At 49.3% G+C, this 13,556-nt stretch carries 12 protein-coding genes; 6 read left to right on the plus strand and 6 right to left on the minus strand.

The window, feature by feature from the left end; translation table 11 throughout:
- Nucleotides 1-24 precede the first annotated feature (24 nt).
- A complete protein-coding gene (gene aceF / locus P2G85_RS10845) occupies nt 25-1,938 on the plus strand; it encodes a pyruvate dehydrogenase complex dihydrolipoyllysine-residue acetyltransferase (protein WP_275864099.1) in 1,914 nt (637 codons plus the stop codon).
- A 267-nt stretch (nt 1,939-2,205) separates the two neighbouring features.
- Nucleotides 2,206-3,636, plus strand: a complete 1,431-nt coding sequence (lpdA, locus tag P2G85_RS10850) for a dihydrolipoyl dehydrogenase (protein WP_275864100.1) — start codon at nt 2,206-2,208, stop codon at nt 3,634-3,636.
- 115 nt (nt 3,637-3,751) lie between these two features.
- On the opposite strand, the gene P2G85_RS10855 is transcribed toward lpdA, so the two are convergent.
- Nucleotides 3,752-4,366 carry a LuxR/HapR/OpaR family quorum-sensing transcriptional regulator gene (locus P2G85_RS10855; protein WP_275864101.1) on the minus strand — a complete coding sequence of 205 codons (615 nt, stop codon included), beginning with the start codon at nt 4,364-4,366 and terminating at the stop codon, nt 3,752-3,754.
- A 314-nt stretch (nt 4,367-4,680) separates the two neighbouring features.
- On the opposite strand from P2G85_RS10855, the gene hpt reads away from it, so the two are divergent.
- Nucleotides 4,681-5,211 carry a hypoxanthine phosphoribosyltransferase gene (gene hpt / locus P2G85_RS10860; RefSeq protein WP_275864102.1) on the plus strand — a complete coding sequence of 177 codons (531 nt, stop codon included), beginning with the start codon at nt 4,681-4,683 and terminating at the stop codon, nt 5,209-5,211.
- An 82-nt stretch (nt 5,212-5,293) separates the two neighbouring features.
- Here hpt and can read toward each other — a convergent pair whose 3' ends face one another.
- Nucleotides 5,294-5,962 carry a carbonate dehydratase gene (can, locus tag P2G85_RS10865; protein ID WP_275864103.1) on the minus strand — a complete coding sequence of 223 codons (669 nt, stop codon included), beginning with the start codon at nt 5,960-5,962 and terminating at the stop codon, nt 5,294-5,296.
- Between the two features lie 294 nt (nt 5,963-6,256).
- On the opposite strand from can, the gene P2G85_RS10870 reads away from it, so the two are divergent.
- The 3 genes from P2G85_RS10870 to P2G85_RS10880 all read left to right on the plus strand — a co-directional run bounded on the left by P2G85_RS10870 (nt 6,257) and on the right by P2G85_RS10880 (nt 9,852).
- Nucleotides 6,257-7,927 (plus strand): SulP family inorganic anion transporter, encoded by a 1,671-nt coding sequence (locus P2G85_RS10870; RefSeq protein ID WP_275864104.1) that lies wholly within the window; start codon nt 6,257-6,259, stop codon nt 7,925-7,927.
- A 236-nt stretch (nt 7,928-8,163) separates the two neighbouring features.
- Entirely contained in the window at nt 8,164-9,081 is a 918-nt protein-coding gene (locus P2G85_RS10875; protein WP_275864105.1) for an ABC transporter ATP-binding protein, read from the plus strand.
- Nucleotides 9,082-9,852 carry an ABC transporter permease gene (locus P2G85_RS10880; protein WP_275864106.1) on the plus strand — a complete coding sequence of 257 codons (771 nt, stop codon included), beginning with the start codon at nt 9,082-9,084 and terminating at the stop codon, nt 9,850-9,852.
- A gap of 58 nt (nt 9,853-9,910) precedes the next feature.
- Here the strand turns inward: P2G85_RS10880 and panC are convergent, their stop codons facing one another.
- Genes panC through pcnB form a run of 4 tightly spaced genes read right to left on the minus strand, consistent with a single transcriptional unit; the run spans nt 9,911 to nt 13,495 of the window.
- Nucleotides 9,911-10,816, minus strand: a complete 906-nt coding sequence (panC, locus tag P2G85_RS10885; protein ID WP_275864107.1) for a pantoate--beta-alanine ligase — start codon at nt 10,814-10,816, stop codon at nt 9,911-9,913.
- A gap of 11 nt (nt 10,817-10,827) precedes the next feature.
- Nucleotides 10,828-11,622 carry a 3-methyl-2-oxobutanoate hydroxymethyltransferase gene (gene panB / locus P2G85_RS10890; protein ID WP_275864108.1) on the minus strand — a complete coding sequence of 265 codons (795 nt, stop codon included), beginning with the start codon at nt 11,620-11,622 and terminating at the stop codon, nt 10,828-10,830.
- 23 nt (nt 11,623-11,645) lie between these two features.
- Nucleotides 11,646-12,131, minus strand: coding sequence for a 2-amino-4-hydroxy-6-hydroxymethyldihydropteridine diphosphokinase (gene folK, locus P2G85_RS10895; protein ID WP_275864109.1), 486 nt, complete (start codon nt 12,129-12,131; stop codon nt 11,646-11,648).
- Nucleotides 12,128-13,495, minus strand: a complete 1,368-nt coding sequence (gene pcnB / locus P2G85_RS10900; protein ID WP_275864110.1) for a polynucleotide adenylyltransferase PcnB — start codon at nt 13,493-13,495, stop codon at nt 12,128-12,130. The genes folK and pcnB overlap by 4 nt, the downstream gene beginning before the upstream one ends.
- Nucleotides 13,496-13,556 lie beyond the last annotated feature (61 nt).

The raw sequence follows: 13,556 nt of genomic DNA on the forward strand, positions 1-13,556 counted from the left end.
CTTAATACAGAAGGTAGATAAGAAATGGCAATCGAAATTAATGTACCAGACATCGGTGCGGATGAGGTTGAAGTTACTGAGATTCTTGTAAGCGTTGGCGACAAGGTTGAAGAAGAGCAGTCTCTGATCACGGTTGAAGGCGATAAAGCGTCTATGGAAGTGCCTGCCTCGGCAGCGGGTATCGTTAAAGAGATCAAAGTTGCCGAAGGCGACAAGGTTTCTACCGGTTCTCTAATCATGTTGTTTGTTGAAGAAAATGTCGAAGCAGAGGCGGCCGGCGCTCCGGCTGCAGCAGCAGAGGCTGTCCCAGTAGCTGCACCTGTAGCGGCAGCAGCAGAACTAAAAGAAGTTCACGTTCCTGATATCGGTGGCGATGAAGTAGAAGTTACTGAAATTATGGTTAAAGTTGGCGATACAGTAGAAGAAGAGCAATCACTTCTAACTGTAGAAGGCGACAAAGCTTCTATGGAAGTACCAGCACCATTCGCAGGTACTGTTAAAGAGATCAAGGTTGCTGAAGGTGATTCAGTAACAACTGGCTCTCTTGTTATGGTATTTGAAGTAGCAGGTGCAGCGGCTTTAGCTCCTGCAGCCGTTGAAGCGCCAGCAGCACCAGCTGCGGCTCCAGCAACTGCGTCTAACAAAGAAGTTAACGTACCAGATATCGGTGGCGATGAAGTTGAAGTGACTGAAATCATGGTTGCCGTTGGCGACACAGTGATCGAGGAGCAATCTCTCATCACGGTTGAAGGTGACAAAGCGTCTATGGAAGTACCGGCACCATTCGCAGGTACAGTTAAAGAGATTAAGATTGCAGTTGGCGACAAAGTGTCTACTGGCTCGCTGATCATGGTATTTGAAGTCGCAGGGACTCCTGTGGCGGGCGCAGCTCCGGAACCTGTAGCAGTGCCAGCACCGGCAGCAACACCAGCTCCTGCGTCGGCATCTGCTCCAGCAGCAAAAGCTGAAGCTCCTGCAGGTGGTGACTTCCAGGAAAACCACGATTACGCACATGCATCTCCAGTTGTTCGTCGTCTGGCGCGTGAATTCGGCGTTAACCTGTCTAAGGTTAAAGGTACTGGCCGTAAGAGCCGTATCCTGAAAGAAGACGTTCAAGCTTACGTTAAAGATGCTCTTAAGCGTCTTGAGTCTGGCGCAGGTGCAGCAGCATCTGGCAAAGGTGACGGCAGTGCTCTTGGCCTACTACCATGGCCAAAAGTGGACTTCAGCAAGTTCGGTGAAACTGAAGTTCAGAAGCTATCTAAGATCAAGAAGATCTCAGGTGCTAACCTACACCGTAACTGGGTCATGATCCCGCACGTTACCCAGTGGGATAACGCAGACATCACGGAGCTAGAAGCATTCCGTAAAGAGCAAAACGCGCTTGAAGCGAAGAAAGACTCTGGCATGAAGATCACGCCACTGGTGTTCATCATGAAAGCGGCAGCGAAAGCACTAGAAGCGTTCCCGGCGTTTAACTCGTCTTTGTCAGAAGATGGTGAGAGCCTGATTCTGAAGAAATACGTTAACATCGGTATCGCGGTAGACACGCCAAACGGCCTGGTGGTTCCTGTATTTAAAGATGTGAACAAGAAAGGCATTTACGAGCTGTCTGAAGAGCTGATGGCGGTGTCTAAGAAAGCCCGTGCCGGTAAGCTGACGGCGGCGGATATGCAAGGCGGCTGTTTCACTATCTCAAGCCTGGGTGGTATCGGCGGTACGGCATTTACGCCAATCGTCAACGCGCCAGAAGTCGGTATTCTTGGTGTGTCTAAGTCAGAGATGAAACCGGTATGGAACGGTAAAGAGTTTGAGCCGCGCCTACAGCTGCCACTTTCTCTGTCATACGACCATCGTGTGATCGATGGTGCTGAAGGTGCACGCTTTATCACTTACCTAAACGCATGTCTGTCTGACATTCGTCGTCTGGTTCTTTAATTAAGCACCGATGTTAAAGAGGCGGCAACTTAGCCGCCTCGGCTAATCATAATTATCGACAATTTGGTTATCTCCCTGACTGGCTACAGGGTTTTCATAATTGAATTGTTGTCTGGCTCACAGGCTAAATTGATTTACTTTTCACACCATTAACATCTCTGTAAACTGTTGGCGGTCTGAAAATAATTGTTTAAAGCGAATTACTCTAAACACAAAAAAATCGATACCCACTCAGCCTGTTAGGGATAATGACTACAAGAGGTCAAAATGAGCAAAGAAATTAAAGCCCAAGTTGTTGTACTTGGTTCTGGTCCTGCTGGTTACTCCGCTGCCTTCCGTTGTGCGGATCTAGGTCTTGAAACTGTACTTGTTGAACGCTACAGCACGCTTGGTGGTGTATGTCTTAACGTGGGTTGTATCCCATCTAAAGCACTGCTGCATGTTTCTAAAGTTATCGAAGAAGCGAAAGCGATGGCTGACCACGGCGTTGTATTCGGTGAGCCGCAAACAGACATCAACAAGATCCGTATCTGGAAAGAAAAAGTGGTTAACCAGCTAACTGGCGGCCTGAGCGGTATGGCTAAAATGCGTAACGTGACGGTGGTGAACGGTTACGGTAAGTTTACTGGCCCTAACTCGATCCTTGTTGAAGGTGAAGGCGAGTCTACCGTAGTAAACTTTGACAACGCTATCGTTGCAGCCGGTTCTCGCCCAATTAAACTGCCATTTATCCCGCATGAAGACCCACGTATCTGGGATTCAACGGATGCTCTTGAACTCAAAGAAGTGCCTGAAAAACTGCTGATCATGGGGGGCGGTATCATCGGCCTGGAAATGGGTACGGTTTACCATTCGCTAGGCTCTAAAGTTGATGTGGTAGAAATGTTTGACCAGGTGATCCCTGCGGCAGACAAAGATATCGTTAAGGTGTACACCAAGCGCATCAAAGACAAGTTTAAGCTGATGCTGGAAACCAAAGTAATCGCAGTTGAAGCAAAAGAAGATGGTATCTACGTATCAATGGAAGGTAAGAAAGCACCGGCAGAAGCAGAGCGCTACGATGCGGTTCTGGTTGCTATCGGCCGTGTACCAAACGGTAAGCTGATTGATGGTGAGAAAGCCGGCCTTGAAATTGATGAGCGTGGCTTTATTAACGTTGATAAGCAAATGCGTACCAACGTTCCTCACATTTTCGCGATCGGTGACATCGTTGGTCAGCCAATGCTGGCTCATAAAGGTGTGCATGAAGGTCACGTAGCGGCTGAAGTTATCTCGGGTAAGAAGCACTACTTCGACCCTAAGGTTATTCCTTCAATCGCGTATACTGAGCCAGAAGTGGCTTGGGTTGGTAAGACAGAAAAAGAAGCCAAAGAAGAAGGTATCAAGTACGAAGTGGCCACCTTCCCTTGGGCGGCATCTGGTCGTGCCATCGCATCTGACTGTGCCGATGGTATGACCAAACTGATTTTCGACAAAGAAACTCACCGCGTAATTGGTGGCGCGATCGTGGGTACTAACGGTGGTGAACTGCTGGGTGAAATCGGTCTGGCGATCGAGATGGGTTGTGATGCTGAAGATATCGCGCTTACTATCCATGCTCACCCAACGCTGCATGAGTCAGTCGGCTTGGCTGCCGAAGTGTTTGAAGGTTCAATCACTGATCTGCCGAACAAAAAAGCCGTGAAGAAGAAAAAATAGTTAGTTGCCTGCTTGAGAAAAAACCGCTGAATATTCAGCGGTTTTTTGTTTCTGCGTTACAAAAAAAGCTTGTCGAATGACAAGCTTTAATCGCTATGCGTTAGCAAACCATACTCTAGTGGTCACGTTTGTAAATACACAGCATATCCAGATAGCTCTGCACTAATGTACTAAGCTGCTCTTCATCTTTTGCGCGGTTCGCCTGGACAAACAGGGTGTAGCAAATCCCCAGGAAGAGGTCCGCCAAATGTTCCGGTTGGTGTTGATCGCACACTTCACCACGTTCAATCGCTTTGATGAACATGTTTTGTACCAGCAGTTGGTTGGTACGGTTAGTGCTGACAAATAGTGGCCATACCTCTTCACGGGTTGAGGCACTCCACTCGAACCACACTTTAAGCCAGTGACAATCTTGGGTGACCAACTCGATCATTGCACTGCTGATGTTGTTGATGTTGTCACGAGCATGCAGATCAAGGTCAATATTGTCTGACAGAAAGTTAGAGAACTGACGTACCACGTGATTCAGTACTTCGTCTACCAGATCTTCGCGGGTAGGGAAGTAGTTAAATACTGTTGCGACAGAGACCTGTGCGATATCGGCAATATCAGCATGGCCACCACGTCCAATACCGCGGCGAGCAAACACTTCCAGCGCTATTTCCATCAGCTGCTGTTTACGTTTGATTGGTGAAAGCCGTGTGCGAGGTCTCTTAGCTATTGAGTCCATATGTATTCCTTGCCATTAGAGTTGATTGATGGGGATTATTCCCTAATTGATTGTTTTAATAGTTGTGTAAGCCATTGATGAGTGTAATGGTGCATATGAGTAAGGTCAATAGTTTAAGTATAATTTATAGACAGTAATGTCATTATTACCCTGTTTTTGCAGCAAGTTGTGTCCGATATCGTCAGGTTTGGGTCGGAAAAATGAAAAAAGGATGTGGCTTTCCAGCCTGTGGTTGTGGTGATACACTACACGCCGCAACAAAGGTGATCGTTTGCGTACGAGTTACCTCAACCCACAAAGAAATTGAGCACAGCATGAAACATACAGTAGAAGTTATGATTTCTGAGCAAGAAGTTCAGGAGCGTATCCGCGAATTAGGCAAGCAAATTACTGAGCGTTACCAAGGGAGTGAAGACTTGGTGCTGGTAGGGTTGCTACGTGGTTCATTTGTCTTTATGGCCGACCTGGCAAGAGCTATCGATCTGACTCACCAAGTGGATTTCATGACGGCGTCAAGCTATGGTAACACCATGGAAAGCTCGCGTGACGTTCGTATTCTTAAAGACTTGGATGATGACATCAAAGGCAAAGATGTTGTGATTGTTGAAGATATCATTGATACCGGTAATACACTGAACAAGATCACTGAAATCTTGTCGCTGCGTGAGCCAAAGTCGATTGCGATCTGCACACTGCTCGACAAGCCGTCTCGCCGGGAAGTGGAAGTGCCGGTAGATTGGGTTGGTTTTGCTATCCCAGATGAGTTCGTCGTTGGCGTGGGTATCGATTACGCTCAGAAATACCGTCATCTGCCTTACATCGGTAAAGTCGTACCGCAAGAATAACGGTTGCGAACCTAGTTAGCGAATACAAAAAACGCCCATTGAGTCATGGGCGTTTTGTTTTTTGTTCAGTATTCAGCTGGAATTAGCGACATAACAGCTTATTGTCGCTATTCAGTATGGTCGCCATTGCTTTTTGGTAAGAAGCGTCCACCGTTTCTCTGGAGTGAGTGCGGATACCCAGATATTCCAGTTTTCCATCTTCAATACCGTATACGACGCCATGAATTTCCACATCCTGGCCTCGTTCCCAGGCGTTTTGCATGATGGTCGAATTGCCCAGGTTATACACCTGCTCTGCGACGTTGATTTCACCCAGCTTATCCGCCCGATCCTCTGCTGGCATCTGATCAAGATAGCTGCGGTGTTTAAAGTACAGATCGCGAATGTGTAATAGCCAGTTATTGATCAAACCCAGTTGTGGATTGTCGATCGCGGCATTGACCCCACCACATCCGTAGTGGCCACATACGATAATATGTTTCACTTTCAATACATCTACCGCGTATTGCACCACAGAAAGGCAGTTTAAATCAGTATGGATCACTTGATTGGCGACGTTGCGGTGGACGAACAGTTCGCCTGAATAGAGGCCGGTTAGCCGCTCTGCAGGAACGCGGCTGTCTGAGCAGCCAATCCATAGAAAATCCGGCTTTTGGCCCTGAGCCAGTTTCGCGAAATATTCCGGCCGCTCAGATTTAATTTCCTCTGACCACTTAGAGTTGTTCTCAAATAACTGTTTAATCTCTGGCATCTTGCTAATAACTTCCCTACAGCTTCACAATGCACGCGCGCACTTCTGGTTAGTCATGCGTTCGTAGTTTTTACTATACACAATGTTACAATTCCAAGCTCGCTAAAATTTGGCCAAAATGAACTCATCTGACGTGTTTATGGGGGGAAATGCCTGTAGTTGGTGGCCATCATTCAGCGAACCAATAGACCCGACATTTTGTATCGCCGAATAATTGTTAAATTTGCCCAAATGGTTTGTTAGATTGATGGCGCTTATTGTTCGATTCATTATTTTGATTCAGGGAGAGGTACGGTGCTCGGCAATCGATTTGAAGATATTAGTGTGAAAGGGGATCTGTTTGGTGGTGTAACTACCGCGATTATTTCTCTGCCACTGGCGCTGGCATTTGGCGTCGCGTCCGGCGCCGGGGCAGAAGCTGGGTTATGGGGGGCCATACTGGTCGGTCTGTTTGCCTCGTTATTCGGTGGATCGTCGACACTGATCTCAGAACCTACCGGGCCGATGACCGTGATCATGACTGCGGTACTCACGAGCATGATGGCCAAATACCCGGAAACCGGGATGGCGATGACGTTTACCGTGGTGATGATGGCGGGGGCTTTTCAGGTGTTACTCGGAACCCTGAAGTTGGGTAAATACGTTACCTTGATGCCATATAGCGTTATCTCAGGTTTTATGTCAGGAATAGGTGTGATTCTGATCATTCTCCAGCTATCCCCTTTGCTAGGGCATGCCGCGCCACCCGGCGGGGTGCCGGGGACATTATCCGCGTTACCGGAGATCATCGCGGATCTCAAGTTTAGTGAGTTGTTTCTCGGTGTTCTGACCCTGGCTATTCTGTTCCTGTTTCCCAAATCGTATCGTAAATATGTTCCGGCGCAGCTGGTAGCCTTGGTTATTGTCACTCTGCTATCTGTCCTGCTGTTTGATAGCCAGTCGATTCGCCGTATTGGTGAGATCCCGGCGGGTTTGCCTTCGCTGATCATGCCAAGCATCAATGCGGAGATTGTGGTTGAGATGGTTATTGACGCCCTGGTTTTGGGAACACTGGGGTGTATCGACACCTTACTGACCGCGGTGATTGGAGACTCTTTGACCCGTAAAGAGCACGACTCGGATAAGGAGTTACGTGGTCAGGGGCTGGCCAATATGGTATCGGGGTTATTCGGCGCGCTGCCCGGGGCGGGGGCAACCATGGGGACGGTGACCAATATTCAGGTGGGTGCGCGTTCGCCGTTGTCCGGTGTCTGCCGGGCGTTGGTGCTGGCGCTGGTGGTGCTGGTGGCCGGTGGCCTGACCGAACCGATCCCGATGGCAGTATTGGCCGGTATCGCGGTTTATGTGGGTTTCAATATTCTCGACTGGAGTTTCATCCAACGTGCGCACAAAGTCAGTTTCCCCGGTATGGCGGTGATGTACGGTGTCATGCTGCTGACGGTGTTTGTCGATTTAATTGTGGCCGTTGGCCTTGGAGTGTTCATCTCCAACATCATTATCATTGAACGTTTGAGCCGTGAACAAGCGCGCCAGGTGAAGGCCATCAGTGATGCGGATGAGGATGATGTGCCGCTGACGGATAGTGAAAGAGGGCTGCTGGATCGTGCCGCCGGTAAGGTGTTGTTTTTCTATCTGTCCGGGCCGATGATTTTCAGCGTATCTAAAGCGATTTCTCGCCAGCACTCGAGTATCTCGGATTATGAAGTCATGATTCTTGATTTGACCGATGTACCGATGATCGATGTGACGGTTGGCCTGGCATTAGAGAACGCGATTAAAGATGCGCTGGATGCGGATTGTGAAGTGTATCTGCTGTGCCCGAATCAACGTACCCGTGAGCAGTTAGAGAAGTTTCATGTGCTTGAGCTGATAGCGAGTGAGAATGCATTTAAGTTCCGTTATGAAGCGCTGAATGCGGCGCTGGCATATGTCGGAGCGAAACCTGCCCATCTTCAGCCAGAGTAGTTGACAGAGTAACTAAGGAGGCACCGCTGGCTTATACCAGCGGTGTTTTTTCTGCAAATGGTAAGCGCAGCAAAGTTATGGTTGTAGCTGGAAAAAGCCGGAGGGGCTGATTGTGTTAATCGTGATTCGACGATAGACTAGGCGATCTTATGTACACGATGCCGTTCCCGACACTTGATATCGCTCAGTGAGAATGGGTAACGGCAGACCAATTAGGAAAATGGCAGTGTAACGCTATGTATGCATTAGAAATTGAACAGCTACGCAAAACTTACGCGGGCGGTTTCGAAGCGCTGAAAGGGATCAGCCTCAGCGTAAAAAAGGGCGATTTTTACGCGCTGTTAGGGCCTAATGGTGCCGGGAAATCTACCACAATTGGTATTATTGCTTCGTTGGTGAATAAAACCTCCGGCAAGGCTAAAGTATTTGGTTATGACATTGACACCGATCTGGAGCTGGCCAAGCAAAATCTGGGATTGGTTCCGCAGGAGTTTAACTTCAATCAGTTTGAAACCGTTGAGCAGATTGTTATCCAGCAAGCCGGTTACTACGGAGTTTCGAAGTCTTTGGCAAAAGAGCGGGCGAAGAAGTATCTGACCAAGCTCGATTTGTGGCAAAAGCGCAAAGAGCGCGCGCGTAACCTGTCGGGCGGGATGAAGCGCCGCTTAATGATTGCGCGGGCCTTAATGCATGAGCCGCAACTGCTGATCCTGGATGAGCCCACCGCGGGAGTGGATATTGAATTACGTCGCTCAATGTGGGATTTCCTTAAAGAGATCAATCAGGAGCAGGGGATCACCATCATTCTGACCACCCATTATCTGGAGGAGGCAGAAATGCTGTGCCGCAATATCGGTATCATCAACCATGGTGAACTGATTGAAAACACCACCATGAAAGCGTTGTTAGGCAAGCTGAGTGTCGAAACCTTTATTCTCGATGTCGACTTTGATGGCGAGATGCCAATCCTTGATGGGGTGAATAGCCAGATGATGGTCAATGGTTCTCTGGAAATTGAGCTGGACAAGAGCCAGGGGCTGAACTCGGTATTCAGTCAGCTCTCTGAGCACGGGGTAAAAGTGCTGTCGATGCGCAATAAAGCCAACCGTTTGGAAGAGCTGTTTGTCAGCATTGTGCGCGGAGGTAACGAGTAAATGTATCAACTGTATTGGACGGCTTTTTGTAGCCTGTTAACCAAAGAAATCAATCGCTTTACGCGGATTTGGGTGCAGACTCTGGTGCCTCCGGCGATCACCATGACCTTGTATTTTATTATATTTGGTAGCCTGATCGGGTCGCGTATCGGTGAAATGAACGGTTTCAGCTATATGGAGTACATTGTGCCCGGGCTGATCATGATGTCAGTGATCACCAACTCCTACTCGAATGTCGCGTCTTCGTTCTTTAGTTCCAAGTTCCAGCGCAACATTGAAGAGCTGCTGGTGGCACCGGTACCCAATTACGTGATTATCCTTGGTTTTGTCATGGGCGGTGTGGTACGTGGCCTGCTGGTCGGAACCATAGTCACTTTTGTGTCGCTGTTCTTTGTTGATCTGCAGGTGGAACACTGGGGGATCATTATCGCGACGGTCTTGATGACCTCAGTGGTGTTTGCCCTGGGTGGGTTAATCAATGCGGTGTTTGCCAAAACATTTGATGATATTTCGATCATTCCCACCTTCGTGCTGACCCCCCTGACGTATCTGGGCGGGGTATTCTATTCAATCAGTTTGCTGCCTGATTTTTGGCAGGGCGTGTCTCAGCTGAATCCGATCGTTTATATGGTCAACGCGTTTCGCTACGGTTTCCTTGGCGTATCGGATGTCGGGATTGCGACGTCATTTAGTGTCCTGGGGATTTTTGTGCTGATACTGTATGCAGTGGCGCACTATTTGGTGACAAAAGGGATCGGCTTGCGCTCTTAGCATTGTTGGTTGGATCAAAAAGGTCGACCTGGAGTCGACCTTTTTATTTTTTAAGCGTTTACTCAGCGCTGGTTTCGTCTGCTTTACCCGGATCGGTGTCTTCTTTATTTTCCGGCGTCAAATCGACCGTCTGGTTGTCGATAAGGCGTGTCTGGCCCAAGAACGCTGACATCAGGATCACCGCCTGAGTGCTCTCCGAGGTGATGGCCTGTAAGGTTCGGGCATCACGGATAAAGATTTCATCTGGCTGCAAGCCAGCGGCACGCAGTTGATCGTTGGCATCTTCGATGATCGAGGCGTAATCGTCCCGGCCACCGCGCATCGCACTGCTGATCCAGCGCATGGTACGCGCCAGTACCGGTGCGCGCTGACGTTCGTCTAATGTCAGTAAGCCATTGCGCGAACTCATTGCCAGGCCATCCATCTCACGCACGGTAGGAACACCGACGATTTCAATATCCATCGCCAGATCCGCTACCATCTTGCGAATCACTGCTAACTGTTGGAAGTCTTTTTCCCCAAAGCAGGCAACGTCAGGCTGGACAATGTTGAACAGTTTATTGACGATGGTGGTAACCCCCCGGAAATGGCCCGGGCGGGAAGCGCCTTCGAGGATGGTTGAAAGCCCCGGCACTTCGACAAAGGTTTGTTTGTCTGGTCCTTCGGGATAGATGATCTCAGACGTTGGTGTGAATACCAGTTCAACCCCTTCACCAGCGAGTTTACTCAAATCCTCTTCCAGGGTGCGTGGATAGTTGTTCAAATCGTCGGCGCGATCGAACTGCATCGGATTGACAAAGATGCTTACCACAACGACATCAGCGTACTCACGTGCTTTACGTACTAACGTCAGGTGACCTTCGTGCAGGTTGCCCATGGTGGGCACAAACGCCACTTTGCGACCTTCACGCTTGAAGGTTTTGATCTGTTCCCGAACGGCTGAAATTTCCGCAAAAGTTTGCATGCGTTTATCCTCTAGGCAATGGTATGAGCGTCATCTGGGAAAGCCGCGCTTTCAACATCTGCTTTGTATTTTGCCACGGCAGCGCGCATATCGCCTGTTTCAGCAAGGAAGTTTTTTGAGAACTTCGGCATATAGTTGGCTGAAATACCAAACATGTCGTGCATGACCAGGATCTGCCCATCGGTAACATTACCCGCACCGATGCCGATCACCGGCACATCAAGCACCTGAGTAATCCGTGCTGCCAGCTCGGCAGGGACACACTCCAGCAGAACGATTTGTGCGCCCGCTGCTTGTAACGCGAGGGCGTCTTTGACCATGCGGTCGGCTTTTTCCTGATCGCGGCCTTGAATTTTATAACCACCAAAGATGTTGACTGATTGTGGAGTCAGGCCTAAGTGGGCACATACCGGTACCGCTCGTTCAGTGAGCATTTTAACTGTATCTACCAGCCAGTCACCGCCCTCAATTTTCACCATATTGGCGCCGGCGCGCATCAGTTGTGCTGCGTTCTCACACGCTTGCTCTGGCGTGGCGTAACTCATAAATGGCATGTCAGCCATCAGCAGGCAGTTAGGGCTGCCTGCGCGCACACAGCGAGTGTGGTACGCGATGTCGTCAACCGTTACAGGGAGAGTGTCGTTCTTGCCTTGTAGTACCATGCCTAAAGAATCACCGACCAGTAGTACCGGCATTTCTTGGCTTTCAAATAACTGAGCAAAGCTCGCGTCGTAAGCGGTAGAAGTTGCAAATTTACGACCTTCCTGTTTCCATTTCATCAGGTCGTTGATGGATATTTTCTTCATTGTTTTTCCTTACCAGGAGTTGGCTATGACTGCCAAATATTGAGACCGTTGCGATCTACTTTTTCCAGTAGCGCGCTCAGCTCTGTCCCATCCGGGAGTTGTAAACTTGGTGCGATTTCCGCAAGAGGGTAGAGCACGAACTCACGTTCTCTCATTCCATAATGGGGAATGGTTAATCTTTCGGAATCGATCACCTCATTGCCATAAAGAATGATGTCGAGATCCAAGGTTCTTGGCCCCCAGCGTTCTTCTTTACGGACACGCCCTTGTTCCTGTTCGATGGCTTGAGTGCAGTCGAGCAGTTCAAGTGGCGTCAATCTGGTTTGTATCGCCACCACCGCATTGATGTAATCGGGCTGGTTCTGTGGCCCCATTGGTGTACTGCTGTACAGCGATGATGCGGCGACAAATTCGCATTCAGGCAACGATTTTAATGTTGCAATGGCCTGTATAGCTTGCTGGACCGGGTTGGCCAGGTTGCTGCCGACGGCGATGTACGCGGTAATCATGATTTTGCCTTGCTCTTTCTTTTGCGCGAAGGCTTACGGCGGCGCTGGCCCGGTTTTGACGGAACACCATCTAAGTCATTGACCATCGCATGGCGCATTTCCCGACCGGCATTTTGGAAAGTTTCCCACCATTTGGCAAGTTTCTCGGTCTCACCACCTTCAACTTCGCCGCGCATTTCGAGGAAATCAAAACCAGCGCGGAACTTATTCAGTTCCATTAAGCGGAGTGCGCGTTTGCCGTTACGCCGCGGCAGTCGTAGCTGCAACTGCCAGATTTCACGAATGGTCGCGGTGTGGCGGCGTGGAATGGCAATACTACGTACTTGTTCATCTAAGATGATGTTGCTGGCTTCCATGACCGCGTCATAGTGACAGAGGTTGCGTTGCTCCATCAGCTTGTCCGCCAGGTCACACAGCGGGTACCACAACATGGCGGCGAACATAAACGCCGGATTGATGCGCTTGCCGTCTTCGATGCGCATGTCGGTGGAGTCTAACACTAAATCCAGCATCTGCTCGGTGAGTGACGAGTAATCTTCGGTTAAAAACTCCGCAATCGCTGGAAACATCTGTTGAAACAGGTTGTACTCGCGCAGCAGGTGGTAGGTTTCCAAACCATTACCGGATTGCAACAGTTTGAGCGATTCTTCAAAAAGCCGTGCTGATGGGATCTCTTGCAGCAGCGGTGCCATGTGCTCGATTGGCGCAGCGGTGTCTTCTTCGATGTCAAAGTCGAGTTTCACCGCAAAACGGATCGCGCGCAGCATGCGGACCGGATCTTCACGGTAACGGGTCTCAGGGTCACCAATTAAACGAATTAAACGATCTTCGAGATCTTCAATCCCGCGCGCATAATCGTGGATCGAGTAGTCGGCGATATTGTAGTACATCGAATTGATGGTAAAGTCGCGACGCTCGGCATCTTCGTCGATGCTTCCATATACGTTGTCGCGCAACAGCATGCCTTGTTTTGACTGCTGGGAGATGTTCTTATTTTTCTGTTCCTGATGGTGGCCGCGGAATGTGGCGACTTCAATAATGTCGCGGCCAAACATAATGTGGGCAAGGCGAAAGCGACGGCCAATCAAGCGGCAGTTTTTGAACAAATGCTTGATCTGTTCAGGCGTGGCATTGGTCGCAATATCGAAGTCTTTGGGTTTTTGTCCCAAGAGTAAGTCTCGAACCCCACCGCCGACGAGAAAAGCATTGAAACCGGCACTATGCAGCCGGTACAGCACCTTGAGCGCATTGTCACTGATTTGCTTGCGCGAAATGTTGTGCTCTTCACGAGTAATGACATTGAGCGCGAGTTCTGGATAGTGTTCCGAACCGCTGGGTGTATAGTCGTTTGTATTCATGTGCATCTGGCAATAACTGGGTTTAATCCAATCTTGCTTTGGTTAGTTTTCTCAGCCCTCAGGGCTA

Origin of the sequence: Vibrio sp. CAU 1672, assembly GCF_029223195.1 — a bacterium.
Taxonomy (GTDB): Bacteria; Pseudomonadota; Gammaproteobacteria; order Enterobacterales; family Vibrionaceae; genus Vibrio.